The 24,525-nt window shown below is 65.2% G+C and carries 20 protein-coding genes and 2 pseudogenes; 7 read left to right on the forward strand and 15 right to left on the reverse strand.

What is annotated here, in order from left to right; all coding sequences use genetic code 11:
• Positions 1 to 202 precede the first annotated feature (202 nt).
• From ACMGEZ_RS23485 to ACMGEZ_RS23505, 5 genes are all read right to left on the reverse strand, one after another.
• A complete protein-coding gene (locus tag ACMGEZ_RS23485) occupies positions 203 to 433 on the reverse strand; it encodes a hypothetical protein (RefSeq protein ID WP_436824695.1) in 231 nt (76 codons plus the stop codon).
• A gap of 233 nt (positions 434 to 666) precedes the next feature.
• Positions 667 to 1,080, reverse strand: a complete 414-nt coding sequence (locus tag ACMGEZ_RS23490; protein ID WP_436824696.1) for a hypothetical protein — start codon at positions 1,078 to 1,080, stop codon at positions 667 to 669.
• A 703-nt stretch (positions 1,081 to 1,783) separates the two neighbouring features.
• Positions 1,784 to 2,428, reverse strand: coding sequence for an RES family NAD+ phosphorylase (locus ACMGEZ_RS23495; protein ID WP_436824697.1), 645 nt, complete (start codon positions 2,426 to 2,428; stop codon positions 1,784 to 1,786).
• Entirely contained in the window at positions 2,421 to 3,044 is a 624-nt protein-coding gene (locus ACMGEZ_RS23500) for a hypothetical protein (protein ID WP_436824698.1), read from the reverse strand. Before ACMGEZ_RS23500 ends, ACMGEZ_RS23495 begins: the two co-directional genes overlap by 8 nt.
• 158 nt (positions 3,045 to 3,202) lie before the next feature.
• Positions 3,203 to 6,832 (reverse strand): indolepyruvate ferredoxin oxidoreductase family protein, encoded by a 3,630-nt coding sequence (locus ACMGEZ_RS23505; protein ID WP_436824699.1) that lies wholly within the window; start codon positions 6,830 to 6,832, stop codon positions 3,203 to 3,205.
• Positions 6,833 to 6,923: 91 nt separating this feature from the next.
• Here ACMGEZ_RS23505 and ACMGEZ_RS23510 point away from each other — a divergent pair, with 91 nt between their 5' ends.
• From ACMGEZ_RS23510 to ACMGEZ_RS23530, 5 genes are all read left to right on the forward strand, one after another.
• On the forward strand, positions 6,924 to 7,436 hold the full coding sequence (locus tag ACMGEZ_RS23510) for an Lrp/AsnC family transcriptional regulator (protein WP_436824785.1): 513 nt from the start codon (positions 6,924 to 6,926) through the stop codon (positions 7,434 to 7,436).
• A gap of 156 nt (positions 7,437 to 7,592) precedes the next feature.
• Positions 7,593 to 7,799 (forward strand): hypothetical protein, encoded by a 207-nt coding sequence (locus ACMGEZ_RS23515; RefSeq protein ID WP_436824700.1) that lies wholly within the window; start codon positions 7,593 to 7,595, stop codon positions 7,797 to 7,799.
• Positions 7,800 to 8,218: 419 nt separating this feature from the next.
• Positions 8,219 to 8,776, forward strand: coding sequence for a hypothetical protein (locus tag ACMGEZ_RS23520; RefSeq protein WP_436824789.1), 558 nt, complete (start codon positions 8,219 to 8,221; stop codon positions 8,774 to 8,776).
• A complete protein-coding gene (locus tag ACMGEZ_RS23525) occupies positions 8,707 to 9,735 on the forward strand; it encodes an integrase catalytic domain-containing protein (protein WP_436824786.1) in 1,029 nt (342 codons plus the stop codon). The genes ACMGEZ_RS23520 and ACMGEZ_RS23525 overlap by 70 nt, the downstream gene beginning before the upstream one ends.
• 520 nt (positions 9,736 to 10,255) lie before the next feature.
• A complete protein-coding gene (locus tag ACMGEZ_RS23530; protein ID WP_436824701.1) occupies positions 10,256 to 11,380 on the forward strand; it encodes a sensor histidine kinase in 1,125 nt (374 codons plus the stop codon).
• 383 nt (positions 11,381 to 11,763) lie between these two features.
• Here ACMGEZ_RS23530 and ACMGEZ_RS23535 read toward each other — a convergent pair whose 3' ends face one another.
• The 4 genes and pseudogenes from ACMGEZ_RS23535 to ACMGEZ_RS23550 form a co-directional block, all read right to left on the reverse strand.
• Complete coding sequence (locus ACMGEZ_RS23535; protein ID WP_436824702.1) at positions 11,764 to 12,051, reverse strand: DUF3606 domain-containing protein; 288 nt, start codon at positions 12,049 to 12,051, stop codon at positions 11,764 to 11,766.
• Positions 12,052 to 12,449: 398 nt separating this feature from the next.
• A pseudogene (locus ACMGEZ_RS23540) lies at positions 12,450 to 12,616 on the reverse strand (arsenate reductase ArsC); the annotation flags it as partial.
• Positions 12,617 to 12,990: 374 nt separating this feature from the next.
• Positions 12,991 to 14,254, reverse strand: a pseudogene (locus tag ACMGEZ_RS23545) (putative Na+/H+ antiporter).
• A gap of 271 nt (positions 14,255 to 14,525) precedes the next feature.
• Entirely contained in the window at positions 14,526 to 15,008 is a 483-nt protein-coding gene (locus tag ACMGEZ_RS23550) for a GNAT family N-acetyltransferase (protein WP_436824703.1), read from the reverse strand.
• 260 nt (positions 15,009 to 15,268) lie between these two features.
• Here ACMGEZ_RS23550 and ACMGEZ_RS23555 point away from each other — a divergent pair, with 260 nt between their 5' ends.
• Positions 15,269 to 16,354 (forward strand): serine hydrolase domain-containing protein, encoded by a 1,086-nt coding sequence (locus tag ACMGEZ_RS23555; RefSeq protein WP_436824704.1) that lies wholly within the window; start codon positions 15,269 to 15,271, stop codon positions 16,352 to 16,354.
• A gap of 1,195 nt (positions 16,355 to 17,549) precedes the next feature.
• On the opposite strand, the gene ACMGEZ_RS23560 is transcribed toward ACMGEZ_RS23555, so the two are convergent.
• The 5 genes from ACMGEZ_RS23560 to ACMGEZ_RS23580 all read right to left on the reverse strand — a co-directional run bounded on the left by ACMGEZ_RS23560 (position 17,550) and on the right by ACMGEZ_RS23580 (position 21,195).
• Positions 17,550 to 18,275, reverse strand: a complete 726-nt coding sequence (locus ACMGEZ_RS23560; RefSeq protein WP_436824705.1) for an amino acid ABC transporter ATP-binding protein — start codon at positions 18,273 to 18,275, stop codon at positions 17,550 to 17,552.
• Positions 18,276 to 18,427: 152 nt separating this feature from the next.
• Positions 18,428 to 19,036, reverse strand: coding sequence for a hypothetical protein (locus ACMGEZ_RS23565; protein ID WP_436824706.1), 609 nt, complete (start codon positions 19,034 to 19,036; stop codon positions 18,428 to 18,430).
• Between the two features lie 14 nt (positions 19,037 to 19,050).
• On the reverse strand, positions 19,051 to 19,728 hold the full coding sequence (locus ACMGEZ_RS23570; RefSeq protein ID WP_436824707.1) for an ABC transporter permease: 678 nt from the start codon (positions 19,726 to 19,728) through the stop codon (positions 19,051 to 19,053).
• Positions 19,725 to 20,399, reverse strand: coding sequence for an ABC transporter permease subunit (locus tag ACMGEZ_RS23575; RefSeq protein ID WP_436824708.1), 675 nt, complete (start codon positions 20,397 to 20,399; stop codon positions 19,725 to 19,727). The genes ACMGEZ_RS23570 and ACMGEZ_RS23575 overlap by 4 nt, the downstream gene beginning before the upstream one ends.
• 10 nt (positions 20,400 to 20,409) lie before the next feature.
• Positions 20,410 to 21,195 carry an ABC transporter substrate-binding protein gene (locus ACMGEZ_RS23580; RefSeq protein WP_436824709.1) on the reverse strand — a complete coding sequence of 262 codons (786 nt, stop codon included), beginning with the start codon at positions 21,193 to 21,195 and terminating at the stop codon, positions 20,410 to 20,412.
• Between the two features lie 794 nt (positions 21,196 to 21,989).
• Here ACMGEZ_RS23580 and ACMGEZ_RS23585 point away from each other — a divergent pair.
• A complete protein-coding gene (locus tag ACMGEZ_RS23585; RefSeq protein WP_436824710.1) occupies positions 21,990 to 22,652 on the forward strand; it encodes an acyl-homoserine-lactone synthase in 663 nt (220 codons plus the stop codon).
• Positions 22,653 to 22,669: 17 nt separating this feature from the next.
• Here the strand turns inward: ACMGEZ_RS23585 and ACMGEZ_RS23590 are convergent, their stop codons facing one another.
• Complete coding sequence (locus ACMGEZ_RS23590) at positions 22,670 to 24,481, reverse strand: monovalent cation:proton antiporter-2 (CPA2) family protein (RefSeq protein ID WP_436824711.1); 1,812 nt, start codon at positions 24,479 to 24,481, stop codon at positions 22,670 to 22,672.
• Positions 24,482 to 24,525: the final 44 nt, after the last annotated feature.

Genomic DNA, 24,525 nt, shown 5'->3' on the forward strand with positions numbered 1-24,525 from the left:
CGCCTATGTAGTCGTCAAGGCACTCCGGCAGCAGAGTGACCTGCTGACGGTCCTCGCCTTCGATGAATCGCTTCATGGGCAGCCACCTCGCTCAGACGGGTTGGCTCAATATAGGCGACCATCAAGGGAGTTTCCACACAGGCTCGGCCGGTGACGGCTGTTGCTGCTCATTGTTGCCGGGCCAGAGGTCAGTGCGCATACGCTATGCGCTGCGCGGCTCCTGAATGACGCGGACCTCACCTGCCCAGGCGTGGTCGGCTTCGTAGATCACCCACACGGTGCCCGACGCCTCATCCATGTACTTGGTGTTGTACCAAGGCGAGGCAGCATCCCAGTTCTGAACCATCGATAGAGCACCGAGGGGCGCCTGCTCCTGAGACCAGGCGCCGACCCGAGCAACCTCTGCTCGCTCTTTGGTGTTCCGAGGCTTCACGCATGCTCCTGTTTCTGAGGGCCGAGGGAAGGACCGGTATTGGCCTGCCACACCTGCACCGATGCCAGCGGACCCGAAGCTGGCCTTCCAGGCCCTCCAAAGCAGCCAGTCGAAGCGTGGAACTCGTCGTCGTACCCGCTGTTGATGTCCAAATGTGAAGGTGCCGCCGCTGAGGCGCCTCTACCGTTCCGTCCCCTTTTCGCAGCGATGTTTACGCGCTCGCCCTGCCATCCTCATCCATGACAATAGGCTAGAACGGCAAAGTGCCCGTGGAACGGCTCGCATATGCTCAGGGCCTTCGCCGGCCAGCTTGGGTCTTCCGTGGCGTAAGTTGACTTGCTGCGATGCCATTTGCCATCAGGGGTGAGGACGGAATCTGTCACGCCCTCCTCGGTCAGTAGCTCCACGGGGAAAATGACGTATGGGTGCTCAGTTGGAGTTCCCGAGTAGGCCGGACAACTCACCTGACTCTGTTCCATCCATTCCTTTGTGCAACACCAGTAGTAGTCCCAGTGGGCGCATGCCGCCGGAACGTCGTCTTCCCACATTCTGAACGGCTTCATCATCATTGCGGCTGCGCTCTCAATGGAGTCAGTGTCATTGATGTTGATGCCCTGTGGAAGGATGAGGAGGGAGAAGAATTTCACGATGGCTGAGAGGGTTCTGCGGACGCCGACGGTCGCGCTGCAAGCGAGATTAGGACACAACTTGACGGTCTGAGTCGCGCGCGTCACATCGTTGACTACAGCGCAATGGACGCGGTACGAGAGATGCTGCTACAGCCGTTTTCGAGCATCTGCTCATCTACGAACGACTTCATGGCGTCCGGCAGGGACACGTTCATCGTGCTCACGACGCAAAGCTTATGCGGTTGACAAAATTTGGCAAGGCACGAGGCTTCGGACTTCTCTCGTCGCCGTGCCTCCTGAATCGGCGCAAGGCGTACGAACGGCCTTGAACGCGAGAACGGTGGGGCGACATCGCCGCGCGCGAGAAGATAGCCCCTCCTCCCCTCCTCCCCTCCTCACCTCCTCTGCTCTTCTCCTTCTCCTTCTCCTCGGCTCCTCTTCTGTCTTCCTTTCCGTTTCCACCCGGCCCGTGCCCGCATACCACGCAGAACATCCGGAGCGCGCGCTTGCGACAGCGGCAGGTCATGGACGGGCGACTGCAGCGCTCGAGGATGCAGGGCGCACCGTGGGGTCAGGAAATTCGGCTACTGGGCTGAGTCCGAGACCGCGCGCCGCATTCCAAACGAACAGCACGCACCAAGAGCGGCCCGCAATCATGTGTCGGGGCGACCGCGGAGGTACGGGGAGCACATCTTGGTCACCGGGCCGAGCCTCGCAGACCTCAGATTGCGGGGTAGACTCCGGCGCCCATTTGAGCCAGCAGATCAATCACGAGATCCTCATGGGCCTGCAGCGACTGCGAGCTCTTGTCATCCCAGATCTCTGTTGAATGAATGCGATCCCCGAAGAGGACGATCACTTCGCATCGGTTGTCGCGCTTTGACATCCAGTGCAGGCCCTGGGCGCGCGGCATGTTCTGCCAGATCCATAATGCCCACGCACGCGTTCGAGGGTAGTCATCCTTCTCGCCGTCGAAGAGGTCGGATGGCACCAGGCCGCTGGCCTTGAGTCCCAAGCTCGTGAGATTGACCAGCTGGAGCGGCGCCGTTCCGATGCGGCTCAGGTGTAGGTCGTTGCTGTAATCCGCTTCCAGGTCGTGAAGATATCCAGCCGAAGGCGTGGGCACATCATGCAGAACGACTTCGGCAATGGCGCCGCGCTCATCGCTCGCCGCGTAGATCATGGGAATCGGCTTGTTCGTGGCGGGGTCGAAGAGAGGACTGAAACGCGCGTTGCCGAGCCCAGAAGCATTGAAGGCGGCCGGCGCGTACTTGCCAGCGTGCACTCGATACCAGACACCCGCTTTGTGCAGGAGCAGGCGAAATGGCTTGGGAGGTGGCGGCAACAGTCCGGGCGGACTAGCCATGCACCGCGCCTGCCATGTGATCTTCCGCAGCGGCCACCACAGCGTCCGGGTCGCGTGCGATCACCTCGCGTGGACGCCTGCCTTTCAGTTTGGAATTGGTCGATTCAAACCAGGAAGCCACCCTGAAAGGCGAATAGTCATTCATGATCTCGAGAATCTTCTTCGCGGCTGGCAAGGGCTGCCAGGTCGCATCGAAGAGGTAGGAGGGATAGATCTTCCTGCCTCGGTGGTCGATCCCGAAGATTCTGCCGCTGTGCTGCCAACGGCTCACCGCTGCATGCAGGTTGGCCGCCTTCGCATCAAGCCTCTGCCCGATCTCTGCGGCCGTGTACCACTCAGTCCCTTGCAAAACAGCGTCCATGGCGCGCTTCTCGAGCTCGATCCGGGTGGCCGAGGGTCGCCTGGGCTCGATCTCGTCCACCAGCGCCTGCATCGATTGCCGTTCCAGTTCGTTGATCGCCTCGCGCACATTCATGGTGAGCTTTCGCTCCTTGGGTGCCGCAAGGGTCTGCCCGAGCTGACTGATGATGAGGCGACTCGCTGCCCGCATGCCGTCGATACGGGTCAAGAGGGTCTGGACCGCATCGTCGGACTCGGTGACGGCGATCCGGCTCATGGCTGCTCCTGTGAGATTCGTTAGGCGCATTTTATAAGTCACAGTTCTCACACGCAAGTCCCGCAATCCGCCCGATGGGCAGCATCGGACGGCTGCGGCGGCTTTGCGCCCCAACTCGCGCGGCTCCGCGCCTCTGTTCGTGTTGCGAATTATCGAACTCAGCGCGCTGTCGTGATCGCGATCCCGCGAATCTGCCCTGCCTTCGGTGCCGCCGCCGGTCGCGCATAGCGATCGGGCAGGAGCCGATGCATCAGCTCGGCTTCGCGTGCCCGCGCCAGCGCAAGGCTCGCCAGCTTCACATGTCCGTAGCCGCGGATCGCCAGCGGCACCGAAGCCACCTGCGCCGCAAGCTCCTGGTTGGTCGATGACAGCACCGACGCCAGCTCGTCCAGGCGCCGCTCGAAGTGTTCGATGAGCCCGCGCTCCAGCCTCCGCTCCGCCGTGTAGCCGAAGGGATCGGCCACCGTGCCGCGCAGCCGCTTGCCGTACGCCAGCCATTTCATGGCCGGCAGCATCCACGCGCCGAGGCGCAGCTTGGCAGGCGGCCTGCCGCCCCGGGGCCGCGAGAGCAGCGGCGGAGCCATGTAGAACTCCAGCTTCACGTCGCCTTCGAACTGGTCGCGCAGCTGCTCGCGAAAGTGCCCGTCGCTGTAAAGCCGCGCCACCTCGTACTCGTCCTTGTAGCTCATGAGCTTGAGAAGACTAAGCGCCGCACGGCGCGTCACCGGAAGCTGCGGGTCCCCGCTGGCGAGCGCTGCCTCGCGCTCGCGCAGCCCGCGCACACGCGACGCGAAGCGCTGCGCCCATGCGCTGTCCTGGTAGCGCTCGAGGTGCTCGCAACCGCGCTCGATCAGCGCCTCCAGGGACTCGGACGCCGCCGGCGAGGCCTGCGATGCGTCCTGGAGCGCCCCTGCCGCCGCATTGCGCAGGGCGCCGAGCGCCCGGGGACCGGCGGCCGCCAGCCGCCCGAGGGAGAAGGCCCGCAGGTTGGCCTCGACGGCGACGCCGTTGAGCTCGATGGCGCGCCGCAGCGCCTCCAGGCTCAGCGGGATCAGGCCGCACTGCCAGGCGTAGCCGGCGGCGAGGATGTTCGACGCCAGCGTGTCGCCCAGGAACTCCCCTGCGAGCGCCTGCGCATCGAAAGTCTGCACCTGCTCGCGACCGGCCGCGAACTGAAGCTTCTCGAGCAGCAGCGGGACCTTGAGGTCCGCCTCCGGATCGCGCAGCGACCCGGCCACCGGGACTGGATGGGTGTTCGCCACGATCCGGGTGCGCCCATGGCGCACCGTCTGCAGCGCATCGGGCGAGGCGGCCACCACGATGTCGCAGGCGAGGATCGCATCGGCCTGCTGGGTGTCGATGCGCACCTGGTTCAGCCGCCCGGGCGCATCGGCCAGGCGTACGAAGCTCAGCACCGCCCCGCCCTTCTGCGCGAAGCCCATGAAGTCCAGCACGCTCGCCGACTTGCCCTCCAGGTGCGCGGCCATCGCGATCACCGCGCCGACGGTCACGACGCCCGTGCCGCCCACGCCCGTCACGAGCAGGTCGTACGGTCCGTCCCACGCATGCGCGAGCGGCAGCGGCAACGCGGCAACCTGCTGCGCAAAGGCGTCGCCGCCGGCATCGAGCGCGCCGTTCTTCCTTCGCAGCGCACCACCGACGACGCCGACGAAACTGGGGCAGAAGCCCTGAGCGCAGGCCTCGTCCTTGTTGCAGCTGGTCTGGTCGATCCTGCGCTTGCGGCCGAACGCGGTCTCGTGCGGCAGCACCGCCACGCAGTTGCTCTGCACGCTGCAGTCGCCGCAGCCCTCGCACACCGCCTCGTTGATGAAGAGCCGCCGCGCCGGCTCGGCCATCTCCCCTTTCCTGCGGCGGCGGCGCTTCTCGGCCGCACAGGTCTGCTCGTAGATGAGCACCGTGACGCCGGGGACCTCGCGCAGGCGCCGCTGCACCGCGTCGAGTTCGGCGCGGTCATGGAACTCGGTGCCGCGGGGGAACTTCCCCTTGATCGCCGCATACTTCCCGATCGCGTCGCTCACGACCGCCACCCGCTTCACGCCTTCGGAGTCGACCTGCCGCGCGATCGCGTCCACGCTGATGACACCATCCACCGGCTGGCCGCCTGTCATCGCGACCGCGTCGTTGAACAGGATCTTGTAGGTGATGCTCGCACCGGCCGCCACCGCCTGCCGGATCGCGAGATAGCCCGAGTGATAGTAGGTGCCGTCGCCCAGGTTCTGGAACACATGAGGCGTGCGCGTGAACATCGAGTGCGAGACCCAGTCGACGCCCTCCCCGCCCATCTGGATCAGCCCCGCGGTGCTGCGGTCCATCCAGTTGGCCATGAAGTGACAGCCGATGCCGGCACGTGCCGTGGACCCCTCGGGCACGCGGGTGCTGGTGTTGTGCGGGCAGCCTGCGCAGAAGTAGGGCAGGCGCTTCACCGTGTCGGCGCCGTTGGCGAGCAACTCGGGCATGGTGAAGTCGCGCACATGCCGCAGGTAGTCGCCCAGCGCCGCCTCGCCGGGAAAGTGCTGCGAGAGCCAGCGCGCCACCAGCTCGATCAGTCGCGAAGGCCGCAGCTCGCCCAATGCCGAAACCAGCGGCCGGCCCGCCCGGTCGCGCTTGCCCACCAGCGCCGGCCTGGCACCCGGCGGCTGGTTGTAGAACAGCTCGCGCAGCTGCGTCTCCACGACGGCGCCCTTCTCCTCGACGACGAGGATTTCGGCGAGCCCCTCGGCGAAGGCCCGAATTCGCGTCGGCTCGAGCGGAAAGCTGAGACCCACCTTGTAGAGCCGCACACCGCAACGCGAGAGCGCCTGCGGCGTCACCTGCAGCCGCCGCAGCGCCTCCATCAGGTCGTAGTGCGCCTTGCCGCAGGTGACGATGCCGACTTTCGCGTTCGGGCTTTCTATCACATGGCGGTCGATGCTGTTGACCCGCGCGAAGGCGGCGACCGCTTCCAGCTTGTCGGCCAGGCGCGACTCGATGCGCAGCGAGGGCAGGTCCGGCCAGCGGTAGTGAAGCCCGTCGGGCGGCGCACGGTACCCGGTGGCCGCACGCACCGCGTCGCCATCGGCCCATGCGGCCACACGCGCATCGATCAGGTCCAGGTCCACCGTGCCGGCGCTCTCCACCACTTCCGACAGCGCCGCCATGCCCACCCAGGCACCGGAGAAGCGCGACAGCTCATAGCCGTAGAGGCCGAACTCCAGGTACTCGGCCACGCAGGCCGGCTGAAGGATGGGCATGTGCCACGCCATGAAGGCGTGGTCGCTCTGGTGGGGCATCGACGAGGACACGCAACCATGGTCATCGCCCGCCACCACCAGCACGCCGCCGTGCGGCGAGGCGCCGTAGGCGTTGCCATGCTTGAGCGCATCGCCGGCGCGGTCCACCCCGGGCCCCTTGCCGTACCACATCGCGAACACGCCCTGAGCGGTGCGTTCGGGATCCGACTCGACGCGCTGGGTGCCGAGCACCTGGGTCGCCGCCAGCTCCTCGTTGACGGCCGGCACGAAGCGGATGCCCGCCTCCTGCAAGCCCCGGCCAGCCTTCCAGATGGCCTGGTCCACCATGCCGAGCGGCGAACCGCGGTAGCCGCTGACGAAGCCCTGGGTGGCAAGCCCCCGGGCCGCGTCGCGCCGCCGCTGCATCACGAGCAGGCGTACCAGGGCCTGGGTCCCGCTCAGGAACACGGTGCGGCCGGTGGCCCAGAGGCTGTCGCCCAGTTGATAGGCGGGGCGGCGGATGGGAGAGGAATCGGCAGAGGTCGCGGGCAAGTTCATGCAGGGATTGTTCTTCTCGATCCGGAGGAATATTCTCTTTCCCAAGTCCCGATCGACCCTAGTTACGAGAATATTCTTCTCCATGAAGCCCATGACCGACGATTCCATTCCCCTGGACAGCCAATCGTTGCAGATCCTGCTGGAGCTGCAGCGCGACGCGCGCCAGACGGTGCAGCAGATCGCGCAGAAGGTCGGCCTCTCGTCCACCCCCTGCTGGCGTCGCATCAAGGAGATGGAAGCCGCTGGCGTGATCCGCGGCTACACGGTGGTCGTGGACCGAGAGAAGGTGGGCCTCAACCTCGCGGCCGTGACCGAGGTGAACCTGGATCGCCACCATGAATCGAAAGTGCGCGACTTCGAGCACGCCATCGAGGCAAGCCCCGAGATCGTGCGCTGCGTGTCGGCGACCGGCCCGGCGGACTACATCCTCACGGTGCACGTGCCGGACATCAAGCACTACGAGAAGTTCCTGCACGAGACCCTGTTCGAGCAGGCCGGCGTGACCCAGGTCCGTTCGGCGATCGTGCTGCGGGAGGTGAAATCCGAAGGGAGCCTGCCGGTCGGCTTCGGATCGACCAAGCGCGCACGCCCAAGGACGCGTTGACCTGCGCGCGACCGAAGCCTCACCGCACGCGCAGGTCCGAGCCGGCGGGCGCAGCCAGGAAGCAACACCCGCCGGTTGTCAGATGCGCGATGCAGTGGCGCACCCGCGCCGTCGCACAGTGCAGCGGCGACCGGTGTTCGCTGCGACAATCCAGGGATGCCAGACCCGGCCACCATCCCCGCTTCGCTGCCGCAGGAGGGCCCACGCGTGCCGCATCAAGGCGGCGAGCCCGGCTCTCGCTGGAAGGAACTCGATTCCTCGCCGGCCAGCCGCTTCGGCGCAGCCGCCGACCTGCTCGACCGCCTCGACACCCGTCCCCTTCACCTGCGCATTCGGCGACGCCCGTGGTGGAAGCTCTGGTGACAAGCCAGCAGCGGCCGCCCCGGTCTTCATGGCCGAGCGCAGGACGGCCGGCCCAGTCTGCTGACCGCGAATAAGCAGCCGGAACCCTGGGCGCACGACGTGCTGGACGGGGATCCCGCCTCGCGCAAACGGCAGAGCCGCAGGCCTGCCTCGCCGGACCGCGAGACCAGCATCACATGGGCATGCCCCGACATTTCGATGCGGTGCACCGCGATCAACCGGCGAGCCCCCGCGCACGACAGGCGCTCGCGGCCGCAGCACAGCCGGCGCGGTGGCCTTTCTCAACGGCTGCGCGCTGCCGCCTTCACCCGCGCATTGACTCATCCGGACTGCTACCGGGTGAGAGCCCAAGCCTCACGTAACGTGCCACCTGCTGGATAGGCCAGCCGGAGCGCACGAAAGTGACGAGGCAAGTGAGCATGGCAACACGCAGGGAGTTGATCGAGGCCGTCGGCGCGCGGTATCGGTTGGGTTCCAAGACCGAGCGGAGCTCGATCCTGGACGAGTTTGTGGCGATCACCGGCTATCACCGCAAGCACTGCATCCGTTTATTGTCCAAGCCGCAGACGCCCCCGAACGAGCGCCGGCCCAACGTTCGATACGGCCCTGCCGTGTGGGAGGCTCTGGGAGCACTCTGGGAGGTCTCCGACCGCGTTTGCTCCAAACGCCTGAAGGTCATGATTCCGGCCTTGCTGCCCGCGATGCTTCGACCCGGCCGGATCAGAGACGACCCGAGCTTGCATGCCCAGCTGGTCGCGGTCAGTCCGGCCACCATCGACCGGCTCCTTGCTCCGCTGCGGCTCGCCGCCAGCAAGGGCAGGCGTCGGGCCGCCGGCAAAGCTCGGCAGTCCGCCGTGCGGTACCGATCCGCACCTTCGGCGACTGGAACGATCCCGCACCTGGTTACCTGGAAGTCGACTTCGTCGCGCATTGTGGACCTCAACTCGCGGGCACCTTCGTTCAAACACTGGTGCTGACCGACGTTGCCACTGGCTGGACGGAGTGCGTCCCGGTGCTGACGCGCGACAGCACCCTCGTCATCGATGCGATCGACAGGGCTCGGGTCCTGTTTCCGTTCCCGATGCGCGGCGTGGACTTCGACAACGATAGTGTCTTCATGAACGAGCGGGTCGTGGATTGGTGTCGTGCTCAAGGTCTTGAGGTCACGAGAGCGCGCGCCTACCGCAAGAACGATCAGGCCTGGGTCGAGCAGAAGAACGGCGCCATCGTGCGCAGGTTGGTCGGCTATGGCCGCTTCGAAGGATTGGAGTCCGTGCGCGCACTGACCCGGTTGTACGCGGCAGCCCGTATCCACACCAACGTTTTGCAGCCGTCGTTCAAACTGCGCAGCAAATCGCGCATCGGCGCCAAGGTCGTCAAGCGATACCACCCACCCGTTCCGCCGGCGAGGCGCGTTCTGGCACATGATGGAGTCCGCCCCGGGGCCAAGGCCAGGTTGGCGCGAGTCGTGGCAACAGCTGACCCTGTCGTACTTCTGAACGAGATCCGGGCTGCTCAGGAAGACTTGGGACGTCGCGTGGACCAACGTGGTGTAGGCGGCTCCTGTGCAAACGCCGACGAAGCCCTCGGCAGCCTCGCCGCTGCGAGGCCCTCGGTCCACAGCGGAGAGCAGCGTGCGATCCATCGGCGACCCTACAAGCGCCGCAAGCCCTTACCGCAAAAGACGCGCATGTTGGACGCCTATGAAAACCAGGTGCGCAACTGGCTCCATCGGCAACCGGGAATGACCGCCGTCGAAATCCTCAAACGGCTGCGAGAACTGGCCCCAGCAGGAACGTTCACGGACAAGCACCTGAGAACGGTGCAGCGTGCTCTCTCAGCATGGCGTGCAGACGCAATCCGTCGGTGGATCGATCAATGCCGCCTTGAAACCGAAGTAAGCGTGCCTCTGCGGATTGAGGCTGCTGCGCTCTGAAGGGGGCCAGGCGCAGCGCGCCCGACAACAGATTGATAAAGAAAACCAACTCGGCACAAGCGGCCGTGGACAACGCTTCGCGTTGACCACCGCCTGAGCCTGCGCCACACATGATCGCTGAAGGAAGGAACGACACCGCGCTTCACGCGCTCGGTAACATTGCGCCGTGAGGCAACATGGGGGGTCAGTTTCTCGTGTCGCCTGACACACGTCTTGCAGCGAATGCTCGAATCTTCGCCTCGCCGGACGTGCCGAAACTGTGGCAGCGAATTGCTCCGGCGGCCTTCAAGGTCCGCGGGCCAAGCTTGAGAAGTACCCCAGGCTGGACCACGGGGGTGTTCAAACCTGAAGGTGGCGCGGCTGCAACCTGAGCCTTACTTGCCGCCCGGCCACCTGATCGATGCATCACGGCCGGCCAGCCTAATCGGGATGCGCTCACGCGCTATAGTGGTCGCCCGAGCCTCCGAAGCACGAGCTGCTGGCATGCCCCGTCGCTTCGTGCCTGACCAAGGAGGTCTCCATGCACCGTTTCCTTTCCAACAACCGCGATGAACTGATCGCGCGGTGCAAAGCGAAGGTTGCCCAACGCCCACTCCGCGCAGCGACTGAAACGCAGCTGGCCCATGGCGTGCCCATGTTCCTGCACCAGCTCACAAGAACGCTCGCCGCAGAGGAGGACGACGAGATGGATGTGAGCATCGCGTTCTCGGGGCCTTCGGGCGGCGACACGCTCGCCCTGTCAGAAATTGGCGTGAGCGCCACAGCCCACGGCAAGGAACTGCTCCATCTGGGCTATACCGTGGATCAGGTTGTCCATGACTATGGCGATCTGTGCCAGGCCATCACAGACCTCGCATTCGAGCGGGATGCGCCATTCGCCGTGGGCGAGTTCCGAACCCTGAACCGTTGTCTGGACAACGCCATTGCGGACGCCGTCACCGAATTCAGCTCTCAACGCGATGCGAAGATCTCGATGCAGCAGATCGCGGGCGAAAAGCAACGCCTGGGATTCCTGGTTCACGAACTGCGCAACTCGCTCGGAACCGCCACGCTCGCCATGCGGGCGCTCGAACTGGGCAACATGACGATCAGCGGCGCGACGGGGGCGGTCCTGAAGCGAAGCCTCTCGACACTGGGACTGCTGATCAGCAGGGCCACGGCCGAAGTGAGGGGAGAAGGGGGAGATCAACGCCAGACTTTTTCCGTGGCATCCTTCATTGCGGATGTCGACCTTGTAGCCCGCCTCGATGTGGCGCGCAAAGGCGCGGTGTTCGAGGTGCGAGCCGTCGATCCCTCGCTGGCGATCCTGGCCAACCGGGATCTGCTCCATGCGGCGCTGGCCAACCTGCTGCAGAACGCCTTCAAGTACACCAAGGAGGGCTCTATCGTGACCCTGAGCGCCTACGCAGCGGGCGATGAGGTTCTCATCGATGTCGAGGACCATTGCGGAGGATTGCCGGCAGGTGGCGCCGCAAAGATGTTCATCCCTTTTCGGCCGAACGAGGACCGCAGGGCGGGTCTCGGACTAGGGCTGTCCATCGCTCGACAAACCATCGAGGCAGACTATGGAACCTTGACGGTCCGGGACGTGCCGGGCTCGGGCTGCGTGTTCACCATCAGCCTTCCACTTCACGCTCTTCAGTAGGGCGTCGCTGCACATCATTTTGAAGAGCGCTGAAGTCCGCTCTGCAACAATGCCAATGTCTCGGGGCCCTCGCAGTGCCTTGCGCTGTCACCTTGAGCGTTCAGGATGTGCCGGCATCTTCTTCATTGCTTCGTCGAAGCTCTTGCTCGCGAGCCGACGCAGCCTCCGGCAGGCGTCTTCTTCCAGCCTGGCCGGTTGAGGACCCTGTCCACGCAAGTACTCCAAATTTCGGTAGAAAAGAATCTCTTCTTGGTCGGCCAACCTACCTGCCTCTCGCCAGATTCGGAGCAACGTTATGCAATCCGTGCTCGAACCTCCGAGCGGATTAGTCAGCGTCCCTCGGCGGCCCGCGGTGAAACTGCAGCTTCCACCCTATGCCGGGCTCACTTCTTGAGGTACTCGCGCACATCGTCGGCCTGGTTGCCCACCACGTCGACCGCCTTGCGCAGCTCATCTTCAGTGACGCCGAGCGACTTGGCCCAGTCCCTGACCTCATCGTCTTGGCTCAGGTTGACTGGGGTGCGGTCCTGGCCGCCCACTTTGCTCTTGTCGCGTTCCATGTTGTCTTGCTCCTTGAGCCATACAACCGGGTCCGGTTGCCAGCGCCGCTCGAGCGCCGACAGATCCTGGATTACTTTGACCCTTTCCGCTTGGCTTTTCATGAGGGCCATTGGCGCATTTGCCTGACCGCCGCTTTGTAGGAAGGGAGCTACCTCGTTGCATATGATCCAACTACAACGGTTCTCTCCAAAGAGGCAGGCCCGGCGACCGACTGCGTCTTCGACATGGAGAAGAGGGCAAGGATCTAACCCGGTTCCCGTGTTGAAGCGCAAGGCCAGGATGCTCAAGCGCATGGAAGGGCTCCCGTCCATACTGCCGATGCCCCACGTAGACGCGGCGCACGGGCCCGGAGCCGTTCGAAGTCGCCGAGCAACTGAAGCTGGAAGGGGTCGGTCGCCATGAGGATCGACAGCCTCTGCAAGCCCGCGTACGCACCTCAGCATGGATCACGCGCAAGGACGCGATCCTTCCGGAGAGATTCCAGCACCGAGCACCTCGCCGAATGATAGGTCGGCCTGCTGATCGCGGGCGCGTTGATGCGCCCGCTCGGCGTCCTGCCGGGCTGAAGGCCTGGACCTCCTTGCCCAGCTTCTTCGCCCAGTGGTTCGGCATGCCCTCGGGCAGCACGCTGCGCGCCGAGCTGTGCGTACAGAGAATGAGGATGTTCCGCGTCACTTCAGCTTTCGCGCGCTTCGTGCTGGGCCGCCATGCGCTCCAGCTTCGCCATTGCCAGGGACAACATGAATCCGACGCGGCGCTTGAGCATCACGGCGGTGTCCATGAACGCATGCCTTTTCTTCCTCGGTGCCTTCGACGCTGCAGGGTCAGCCACGCCCCGGCGGGCGGTGACAGGCTGACCAGGTCACACCGGACCGACCTCCTGTGCAGCCGGATCGCACAAGGTGATGACGAAATCCATAGGTACGGCGCGATCCTTGCGAAATCGCCTCAGCTCTTGCGGCTGTAGCCGCGGGCATCGATGCGCAGGGTGCGCAGGGTCGCGAGCACGAGCGGATGCATGGCACCCTTTGGGTGACTCCGAAACGCCGCTACAAGAACATGAACGCCGCCGCTGCGACCGCGGTGGGCCCCAGGGCCCCGAGCAGTAGTCCTCCCGCACCAATTGTCTCGTCAGCGAAGCCACGCATGAGCAGGGCCACGCCAGCTGGATTGGGTGCATTGGCGATCACCGTGAGGCCACCGCCGGCCACGGCACCTGCGACAAGCATGTACTTCGATCGGTCAGAAATGCCGACGATGAGCGAGCCAAGGTAGGTCAGCGCTGCGTTGTCTGTGATAGCTGTGAGGCCAAGAGCACCTAAGAACAGCGCGATGGGTGTGAGCCCGGAAAAGATTGGCTGGAGCCACCATTGCTGCATGCCGCCGAGCACGACCAAGCCCGCAAGAAGAACCCGACGAGCAGCGCCTCCTTCAAGATGAGCGGACTCTGGTGTCGCTCGTAAGCCTGGGTGAACCCAAGGAACATCAAGAACAGACTCAAAAATGCGACAGGATGGTGGGCAAAAAAAAGTACCACCCCAGCCAGCAGCGCCAAGTTGACGACAACCACGGATGGAGGCACCCGGGCTTCCGCTGGAACGTTGTCGTTGCCGGCTGGAACGGGCAGGAGATGGCGGCGCAGCACGTAGGTGGCAACAGTGGCGTTCAGCAGCACAGCCAATGCCGCCTTCCAGCCAAACGTGGCGAGCATGAAAGCGCTGTCTCATTGCCAGGTGGTCGCCACCATCAGGACCGGCGGGGCTGCATAGGAGGTGAGCGTTCCGCCGATGGAGACGTTGACGAACAGCACGCCCAGGGCGAGATATTTCACGCGCTCGGGCACTTCGGGCCGAAAGATCTGCGGTGCGAGCATCAAGGCTGCAATGGTCATTGCAGCGGGTTCCGTGATCAATGAGCCGAGCAGTGGCACCGCTGCGAGGCCCAGCCACGCTGTTGCGAGTGGCGTGCGCACGGGCACCATGCGAGCGATGGCGTTGACCTCGACATCACGGTGCGCAGCACAGGGCGCGAAGCCGCGATCACCATCACCACAAAGACGAAGAGCGGCTCCGTGTAGTTGCGAGATTCCGCGTAGTCGAGCGCAGTACCGCCACCGGCGACCATCGCCATCGCGATGACGAGGACAATCGCCCAGAACCCAAAGACGACTTCAACTTCGCCAAGCAGGTGAAACAGGCCGGCGTGACGCGGATAACGATTGGAGAGGCGCTCGAACTGCTTTGCGCTGAACGTATGTAGCAAGGCAACAGCAAAGATGGCTGCCGCGATCCACTGCATCGGGGTATCGGACATGAGTTTCTGGCGTGACGAAACCGCGAGGCGGCCCGACCTGCGCGAATCCTGGAACGCCCGAAACAGCATGCCACCCAAGGTGCAGTTTACTTGACGGGCCCAGGCTGTTGCCCGCCATGAAATGGATCTCGGCCAACATGGGTGCAACGCAACTGCGTGGCCGCCGGACGCTCACGACCTCCGACCAAGTATCAGGTCGGGTGCCGGGAAGCAGAAGTTGACCTACTTGCGCTCGTGGCCGGCAGCTGCGACACCGAGAAGCCTTCCGAGTTCATGCGACTAGCAGCCCGAGCACGTACTCGTCGACGTAGTGCGGCTCGTCCGCCCGCTTGCAGAACACGCGCAGAGTGCCTTCGTGTACGAACCCCAGCTTTTCATAGAAGCGCAGTGCTTGCGTGTTATCGCTCTCGGCGTACAGCTCGATGCGCCTGACGCCCTCGGCCTTGAGCCGCCCAATCGCGTCAGTGAGCATGGCATGCCCCACCCCTTGCCCGTGGCGTCGGGGATCTACCGCCAGGGTTCCAAGCAAGGCGACATGCCGCACCCGACCTGGATAGCGAGTCGCCTTGTAGAAGCCGGCAAGCGCGCCATCGACCTCCCACAGGTAGAAGCACCCGCTGTCTAGGAGCTCCTCGTAGATGACCTTGAACTCGTCAAGCAACATGGGCTCGTAGGTGAGGAAAGGCACCACCCTCTCGTGCGCGTAGATCGAGGAAACTGCCTCGATGTCTTGTCGCTTGGCGAGTCGTCGCATTCGAGAATGCTTGGTGCTGGCGGAACGGGCGGGAGCGAGTGTACCGAGCGGGTGACCGCGCTTCCCCTCGGAACACCGGTGGACTCCAGAAGGCACGTCTATGAGCCGACGGGAAGACGCGCTTTGGCGACCCGGTCGGGGCAAGGAAACGGTGCCCGAATCAAGGCCGCCCCCGGCGAATCATCTCGAAAGCAGCGATAACATCCAGCACATGCGGTGCATGAGGTGACCGCGCGCCGTTCAAGAACAAGGAATCTTCGATGAGTTCGAGACGCATCTTTGTACACGGCACCTTGGCGTTCGCCGCCGGCGTGGGCAGGATGCAAGCTCAAGCCGCGTCCGACACTGCCGCGCCATCACAACCATCTGAGTGGATGGAAGCGGCGCCGGAAGCACATGGCTTCCCACCAGGAGGCCTTGAGCGTGTATTGGACTCCGGCAGCGGAGTCAGCGCACTTAGGAGTTTGCTGGTCGTGCGAAACGGGGTTCTGGTCGGTGAGCGCTACTACGGTGGCGCCTCGCGAGACGACTTGCTTGCTGTCAACTCGACGACCAAGAGCATCGTTTCGATTCTGGTCGGCCAAGCCCTGGCCCAGGGAAAGCTCAAGAGCCTCTCGCAAGCGGTCGCAGAGCTCCTTCCAGAATTGGCAGCACGGATTCCGGATGCGGCGGCGGCTTCGATATCAGTTCGGCAGATTCTCACCGGGACATCCGGTCTTGCTTATGACTACCGAACGCAAGGCCGGGCGCTGTCGACTTCAACCGACCCAGCCGTCTACGCATTCGGGCTGGAGGGCGATGGCAAAGCCCCAGGGACCTGGTCGTACAACGATACTGCCGTCGCGCTTCTCAGTCCCATACTGGAACGCTCACAAGGCCTGAGCTTGGCAGCGCTGGCCAAGCGCGACCTTTTCGCGCCGCTTGGCATCGAGCAATTCTCGTGGGAGCGCGATAAGGCCGGAAGAGAATTTTCCTATCGGGGTTTGAGGCTTCGCACGAGAGACCTTGCCAAGGTCGCGTGGACCGTTGCTGACGCTGGGAAATGGAAGGGCAAGGAAGTCGTGCCCCCTGCGTGGGTCGAGGAGAGCACGCGAACGCACACGCCGGGCTCGTGGCGCATCCAGCGCATCGGTCAGAGCGGCTACGGGTACCTGTGGTTCACCGGGCAAATCCGCGGCAAACCCGTTGCGTGGAGCTGGGGATACGGCGGGCAGTTCACCCTCGTTGCGCCCTCATTGGGTATCGCGGTGGCGACGGCCGCATCCGACCCGCGCCCCCAGGATTTGCAATCGCAAACCGGCGCGGTCATGGCCCTTGTGGCGCAAGTGGTGGAACTTGCGGCATAGCGTCCGATCTGAACCGTCATGAAGATTGACTGCTGGCTCACTCGGTGACGTTAGCTTGCGGTCGCATCTGGGAGGTTAGGGGCGCAGATCCGCTTCTGGCGGTCACCTGAAGTTCGTCCACGCCTTCGAGGTTCCATCGGGGTTTGAGAACCGCCACCCACCGACGTCCCTTGCCCTCGCGACAGCATCCCCAGCTCTAGGCTCGCCGTCGAATGGCAGTCCGGCCAAAGCCGTCTTCCTTGGTATCAACATGCCGTCCCTCGGAGGCCGCCGTCCTGATCTGATGGGGAACACAACGAAGACGCCGTGCGAAATCCATCGTGACCTCGCTGGCGCGATCACCCTGGCGAAGTCGAGCTCAGCGTCGATGGTCCCGCTCTTGCCGTTGACTGGCGAATTGGCAGGCGGTCGAGGGCGTCCCGTGTTGGGGATCTCAGACGTTGTCCGTTTCGGGCGAAGGACCCATCGTGGCGGCACGGTTTATACAGCTCGCTTAGTTCACAGTGACCACGACATGGGTGCTCGGTCCGCTGCGCATGACGTAGTTGACCGGATACAGCGCCTCGCCAGGACCGCATGCGACTGCTGAGTTCAGCATGGGCGCGAGGGCTCCGGGCAGCTTTTTATTGAACGACCCGACAGGCATGCATGCCGTGACGTTGGCGACCCCGGAATTCTTCTCGTTCCTGTCGTTGTGGAACCTGTCGTTGACCGGTAAGGTCTCTGGCCTGTACTGGCCGCCGCCGAATCCTTGATGAAGATTGAGAGATAGGATTGCCATTGATTGCCCACGTCGACGTCCATGCAGGCTCCCGGCCTCATGGTGTACCAACCTTGGCGCGTCACGTAGCAGCGCGATCCCTGAAGCTCGCATTTCGGACTCGAATCGTTTGAATCTTCATGGATCACAGCAAACACGATGTCCGTTGGTCGTCCGTTGCAGAGCTTGTTCGTCCCCGTGGCGCGACATCTCCGGCGCACCTAGCCGCAAACTGCAGCGCCCTCCCCTCCCGCGGGTGCTCTGCGCCTGCTTGGCTACGTGTGAGGCCTCATGAAGCGCTTCGAGGGGGTGCTTGCAAGACCTGTTTCCCTTGAACTGGCGACCCGGAACGGCCCTCCCATGTTCACTTCGAGCAGCACACCCACCTTCACTTGTTGCCGCCCGGCCGCTCCACCCCACATCGTTTCAGGAAAGCTAGCCGTGCTTGCCCAGGAACTGCTGCAGCCGCAAGGTGTGCGGGCGGTCGAAGAAATCCGACGGCGCCCCTGACTCGACGATCCTGCCGGCATCCATGAACACGATCCGGTTCGCGACCTCGCGCGCGAACCCCATCTCGTGAGTCACGCAGACCATCGTCATGCCCTCCCCCGCCAGTTCGATCAGCACCTCCTGCACCTCCTTGACCATCTCCGGATCGAGCGCCGAGGTTGCCTCGTCGAACAGCATCACGTCGGGCTTCAGGCACAGCGCGCGGGCAATCGCCACCCGCTGCTGCTGGCCGCCCGACAGGCTGGCAGGATAGGCATGCGCCTTGTGGGCGAGATGCACGCGCTCCAGGTAGCGCATGCCGACCTCGCGCGCCTGCGCCCTGCTGCGCTTGAGCACCCAGCGCTGCGCCAACGTGCAGTTCTCCAGGGCGCTCAGGTGCGGGAACAGGTTGAGCTGCTGGAACACCATGCCTACCTGCGCCGCTCGCTGAGTACGGCCGGCCCGCACCGGCTGGCCGTGGATATGGATGGTCCCGGCGTCGATCCGCTCCAGGCCGCTGATGCAGCGCACGAGAGTGGACTTGCCGCAGCCGGAAGGCCCGCAGATCACCACCCGCTCGCCTGCCTTCACGCACAACGTGATGTCCGCGAGCACCGGGGTCGCGCCGAAGCGCTTGGAAACGCAATCCAGCACCACGGCGTCGGCCGGCATGGTCCCGGTCGCCGCTCCAGCCAGGCCGGTGTCGCGTCGGATTTCCGTTGCCGCCGTTCCACGCCCCTCGTTCTTCGAGTGCCCGCCCGGCCCTGCTGCTTCGGCCAAGGCCGCAGTCGCAGATGCCATCGCGGGCAGGGCTGCCGGCGCTTTCAACGGCTGCCCTCCCCTGCCTGAAGCCGTCGGTACATGGTGGCGGCCGGACTGCCGGGCCACGCCACGATGGAGCCGTCGCTCACGCGCTCGCGCCCGTACACGATCCAGGCGTCGTCCACCGAGCCGATGAACTCCTCCACGACGAAACGCCAGGGCTCCTCTTCAGCGAGGAACGCATAGGTCAGCCCCCGGGACACGCTGCCATCGCGCAGCCCGTCGGCCACTGCCATCACCGTGGGCATGTAGGTGACTGCGCCCCAGCGCCCGGGCGTGACATAGCCTTCCGTTGGAGCCATCAGCGCGAGCCCGCGCGGCTCGGTCACCCGGCGGTCGCGGATGACCGCGAGATCGCGGCTTGGCGAGATGAAGGTGTCGACCACGTACAGCCCCTCGCGATAGCGCGCCACGGTCGCCATCGTGGCCGGATGGACGGCGCACTGCACGAGGAAATCGCAGCGGCGATCCAGCACGCGCGCCGCGGCGTCCTCGAAATCCTCGGCCAGGTCGATCGAGCCCTGCTCTTGCAGTCCATGAAAGCGCAGGTAGCGCTGGGTCACCAAGTGGTGGTTGCTGCCCTGCGGGCCGAGGGTGACGAAATCGAGCACGGGAAATCCTTTCTTCAGTGCAATGCAAGCCTGCGCTCGAGCCGCCGCAGCAGGATCATCAAGCCATAGTTGATCAGCAGGTAGCCCAGGCCCGCGGCGAGGAAGGCCTCGTACGGCGCATAGGTCTGGGATGCAAGCACTCGGGCGCTGCCGGTGAGCTCCATCAGCGTCACGGTGCTGGCAAGCGAGGTGGCCTTGCAGGTCAGGATGACCTCGTTGCTGTAGGCCGGCAAGGCGATGCGGGTCGCGAGCGGAAGCTGCACCCGCCAGAAGCGGGCGAAGCGCCCGAGCCCCAGAACGCGCGCGGCCTCCAGGAGACCGTGCGGAACCGCGGCAAGGGCACCGGCGAGGTTCTTCGCTGTGTACGCGGCCGAGTTCAGCCCCAGCGCGATCACGGTGCACCAGTAGGGATCCCGGAGCACGGGCCAGGCCGCCGAAGTGCGCACCGCATCGAACTGGCCCGCGCCGTAGTACAGCAAAAACACCTGCACGATGGAAGGCGTCCCTCGAAAGACCGCCACATAGGCGTCGGCGAGCCGCCGGGACACGACGAAGGCCGCGTTCTTGGCCAGTGCCAGGGGCACGGCCAGGATCGCACCGAGCAGCAGGACCAGCGCGGTCAGCTGCAGCGTGAGCACCGCCCCGCCAAGGAGAGCGGGCAGGCCGGAAGCCATGAGTTCGAGATCGATCATGGCTCAATGCGGGCATGCCTGCTGGCGCGGCGCTCCGCAAGCTCCAGCGCGACGGTCGCCGAAGTGGTCAGCAGCAGGTAGAGGCCGGCTGCCGCCAGATAGACGGTGAAGGGCTGTCGCGTGCCGACCGCCGCCTCGGCGGCCTTGCGCATCAGCTCGTCGCACCCGATCACGGAGACGAGCGAGGTCTGCTTGAGCAGCACGATCGCCTGGTTGCCGCACGGGGCCAGGCCCGTGCGCAGTGCCTGGGGTGCCACCACCGTCAGGAACGCCCCGAAGCGGCCGAGGCCGAGCACCGCCGCAGCCTCGCGCTGCGTGCGGGAAACGGCATTCAACGCTCCCCGGAATACCTCGGAGGCAAAGGCCCCGAAGGACAGCGCCAGCGCGAGCGTGCCAGCGGCGAAGGCGCCGACCTCCACCGCTGGGCCGAACAGCGCCTGCAGGGCGTGCAGGCCACCGAAATAGACGAGGAAGATCAGCAGCAGGTCCGGCACGCCGCGCACCACCGCCGAATAGCCGTAGCCGAGTGCCGCACCCACGCGGTTGCCGCTGCGCTGCAGCCAGCAGCCGATCGCGCCGAAGGCCAGCCCGAGCCCGAGCGCGCAAAGCGCCAGCTGCAGGGTCATCCATGCACCGATCCAGAGCTGGCCGCCAAACCCCTGCAGGTCCATCGTGGTCCGTTCACATCAGCTTGAAAGGGAAGTACCTAGCCGTGATGCGGTCGTACGTGCCGTCGGCGAGGATGGCCGCGAGCGCGCCGTTGAGCTGCTGCAGCAGCTGCGGCGAGTTCTTGCGAACGGCGATGGCGTTGCCCTCGCCAAGCAGCCCGCCGTGCAGCTCGGGGCCCACGAAGTCGAAGTCGCGCGCCTCTGGCTGCTTGAGAAACCCGACGTGGTAGGTCACCATGTTGCCGAAGATGTAGTCCACGCGCCCGGCGAGCAGGTCGAGCTCGGCCGCCTGCGGCGTGTCGTAGAGCTTGATGTCGCTCCCCTTGTAGTGCGCGGCCAGGTAGCCGGCCTGGATCGAGCCGCGCTGCACGCCGACCGCCTTGCCCCTGAGCGCCTGCGCCGAGACGTCCGGCGGCGTGCCCTTGCGTGCGACGAAGCGCGAGACCGTGCTCTTGTACTTGTTCGTGAAGTCCACCCGCTGGCGCCGCTGCTCGGTCACGGCCATGCTCGCGACGATCGCGTCGTACTTGTGCGCCAGGAGGCCCGGAATGATGCCGTCCCAGTCCTGCGCCACGATCTCGCAGCGGACTTTCATCTTTTCGCACAGGGCGTTGGCGATGTCCACGTCCCAGCCCTGCAGCCGTCCCTGCGCGTCCTTGTAGCTCCACGGCGGATAGGTGCCCTCGGTGGCAATTCGCAGAACCGGCAGCACCGGCTGAGCTGTCGCAGCCACGCCAGCGAGCAACGCCGCCATCCACAACGCCAGGCGCACCAGCCATCCTGCACAAGAGGCCTTCATCGCGATCGTCTCCTTGAGCTTCGAAGGCGCGGATCATCGAGCGCGGCGAGGCCAGTCCGCAAGATGTGCATGGGATGCAAAGAACGCGCCGCCAGCGCACGAGCCAGCCATAGCGCTGGCACGCTCGCCTGTGTTGCATCGGGTGCAATGAATGGACCAGCACGGACTGCACGGTTCATGCGCCTCGTCGGGGGCCACAGCACCTGAACCGCCAGGAGAGATGCCGCAGGCTTCCAACGCTTCCTGTCGCGCAGAACTCTCTGGTGTGACCTCGCCATGCGCCGCAAGCCGGGCGCATCCGCGCCGGCACAAGAAGACGGCTTGTGAAATGGATGAAGGTGTTGCACTGGCAGGCAGGTCTCGCTGGCGCCAATGCCGCGCATGGTTCGCAGGTTCGCGACGCAGCGCATGGACTTGGTCGGCTCGTCAAACTCAGACCCGCTGCTCAGCGCGCGCACCCTTAGCGCCTTGACCTCCTCGGCGAAGCGGCCGAAGACGTCGCAGCCATGCGCCCTGCCCTTACCGGGGCCGTGCCCGCCTCGCATTGGGATCGGCGCGCAGGCGCAAGCCGCAAGCCGCAGAGCACGCAAGGCAGGAAGACGCAAGCTCGGCGCGATGGAGGGACGGGATCGCGCAAGGCGCCAGCTCCCCGTTCCTGCTCGGCTCAAGGCATGGGGTGAAGACCTGCTGCGGACTGCGGGTGCCAGAAGCAGGCGACCAGACCTGCAAGTTCTGACAGTGCCCACAGCACAGCCCTCTCGCTCTAATGCCATCTCGCCCGAGAGGATGCACACATGGAAATCATCACCGGAACCGCCGACACGCTGCCGCAAGGACTTCTGCTCGAATCAGCACGTTATCGGCATCGTGTGTTCGTGGAACGGCTTGGCTGGAAGCTGCAGACGAGCGGCGGGCTTGAGTTCGACGAGTTCGACCGCCCGGACACGCGTTACGTGATCGCATGCGACGCCCATGCCCGGATCATCGGTAGCGCACGCCTGCTGCCGACCTTGGGACCTTACCTCCTCGCGGACGTCTTTCCGCAGCTCCTCGACTCGAAGGATCCGCCGCGTGCCAACTGGCTGTGGGAGCTCTCGCGCTTCGCCGCACTCGACCTGCACAGCCGGCGCGGCTCGCAGCAGCACGGCCTCGCCTCCCCGCATGCGTTCGACCTGCTGGCGGCCGCCACGGCCCTGGCGGCACAACATGGCGTACGCCAGCTGATCAGCGTCTCGCCACTTGGCATCGAACGCATCCTCAAGGCGGCCGGCGTGGATTGCCGGCGCGCCGGTGAGGCGAGAATGGTGCAGGGACAGGCACTGTTCGCCTGCCTCATCGATGTCGACGAAGACTGGCGTGCGCCTCGCCAGGCTGCATCTACGAACTTCGCCCTCCGGGACGCGCATGAACCGCGCGGGCGCCGCGCGCCGGCCGAGACAGGCTGGACGATCCGGTAGCCGGGCCATCTGCATGGCTATGCGGAGCTGCGGGGGCGGCTGCGGCTCTGAGCTCCCTGCGCCTGCGCCTGCGCCTGCGCCTGCGCGACAGTCTTGCCGCTGAACAATGCCCTGCCGGCCGCAAGGCCCCCGACCAGCTCCATTTGCAGTCGCTGCGCGTCGCGCTGGCGAATCCGCTGGCTGAGCTCGGCGATGGCGGACGCCTCGACCCCGAGGCTTCGCAGCGCGGCGGCGCCGAGCACCATTGCGGACTCGAAAGTCTCGCGCACCTGGACGTCCGCTCCAGCACGAATCAGGTCCAGGCTATGGACGCGGTCTCGGGCCCGGCAGATCACCGTCAGGAGCGGAAATTCGGCCTTCAGCAGCTCGGTGATCCTGGTCGCCGACTCGGGCACGTCGATGCAGACGAGGACGACGCTCGCCTGAGCGGCTCCTGCGGCACGCAGGATGTCCAGGCGCGTGCCGTCGCCGTAGTAGACCTGGAAGTCCAGGCCGCGTGCGACATCGATCATTTCCACGTCCGTGTCGATGATCGAAATGCCATAACCGCGCGCAAGCAGGAACTGGCTTGCAATCTGGCCGGTGCGGCCAAAGCCGATCACCAGCGCGGCGCCGGCGAGTCCAACGGGACGGTCGTATCCCCTGGTCCTGGGCAAGCGCCGATGGCGCACGAAGCGCAGCGCGACAGTGGCCACCGGCGTCAGCACCATCGAAAGAATGACGATGGCTGTGATGGTCGCGTTCTGCCGGGCATCGATGAGGCCGGCGCCGGCCGCGGCTGCGTAGAGCACGAAGGCAAACTCACCGCCCTGGGCCATGAGCACGGCCCGTTCGATCGCCTCGTCCCGAGGGGATCGGAACAAGCGGGCGACGAGGTAGATCACCAGGGCCTTCGCGGTCATGTAGGCAGTGACAAGGGACAAGATCGCTGCCCAGTTTGCTGCGATCACCGCCAGATCCAATGACATGCCCACGGCCATGAAGAAGAGCCCGAGCAGCACGCCGCGAAATGGCTCGACGTCGACCTCCAGCTGGTGGCGGTAGGACGAGCCGGACAGCAGCACGCCCGCAAGGAACGCGCCCATGGCCATCGACAGACCGCTGCGCTCCATGGCATAGGCGGCGCCGAGCACGACCAGCAGGGCCGAGGCCGTCATGACTTCCCGAGCCCGTGCATGCGCCAGTAGGCCGAACAAGGGGTTCAGAACAGGCCGCCCCGCCACGATGAGCCCGGCGATCGCCGCCACGCCCACGAGGATCGACGCGCCCGTGCCGCCGCGCGGCGAGGCGCTGCCCTCCCCCACCGGCGCAATGAATGCGACAAGTGCGAGCAAGGGAACGATCATCAGGTCCTCGAGGAGGAGGATGGACAAGATGCGCTGCCCGTGCGGTGATCCAAGGCGCCCCTGCTCTTGCAGCATCTGCATCACGATGGCGGTGGAGGTCAGGACGAAGCCGCTGGCAGCGATGAACGACGCGGCAACGCTGAGCCCGGACGCGATGCCGACGCCTGTCAGCAGCAGCGAGCAAAGGCCCACCTGGACCAGGCCAAGACCGAAGATGTGCCGCCGCAGGGCCCAAAGCCTCGAGGGGCGCATCTCGAGCCCGACGATGAAGAGGAACATCACGATGCCGAGCTCGGCCACCTGCAGGATGGCCGATGGCTCCTTGAAAAGGCCCAGGCCGAAGGGGCCGATGACGGTCCCGCCGGCGACATAGCCCAGCACCGAGCCCAGGCCCAATCGCTTGAACAGCGCCGCGCCGGTCACGCCTGCGCCAAGAAGCGTGATCACCGGAAGAAGATCGATGCCGTGCTGCGGGGCGCTCATGCGACCGGTCCTGCGCGGTTGGGGGCATGCCGGCCGGCGCGGCA

The sequence above is a fragment of the Variovorax stachyos genome, assembly GCF_051400855.1.
Lineage (GTDB): Bacteria > Pseudomonadota > Gammaproteobacteria > Burkholderiales > Burkholderiaceae_C > Variovorax.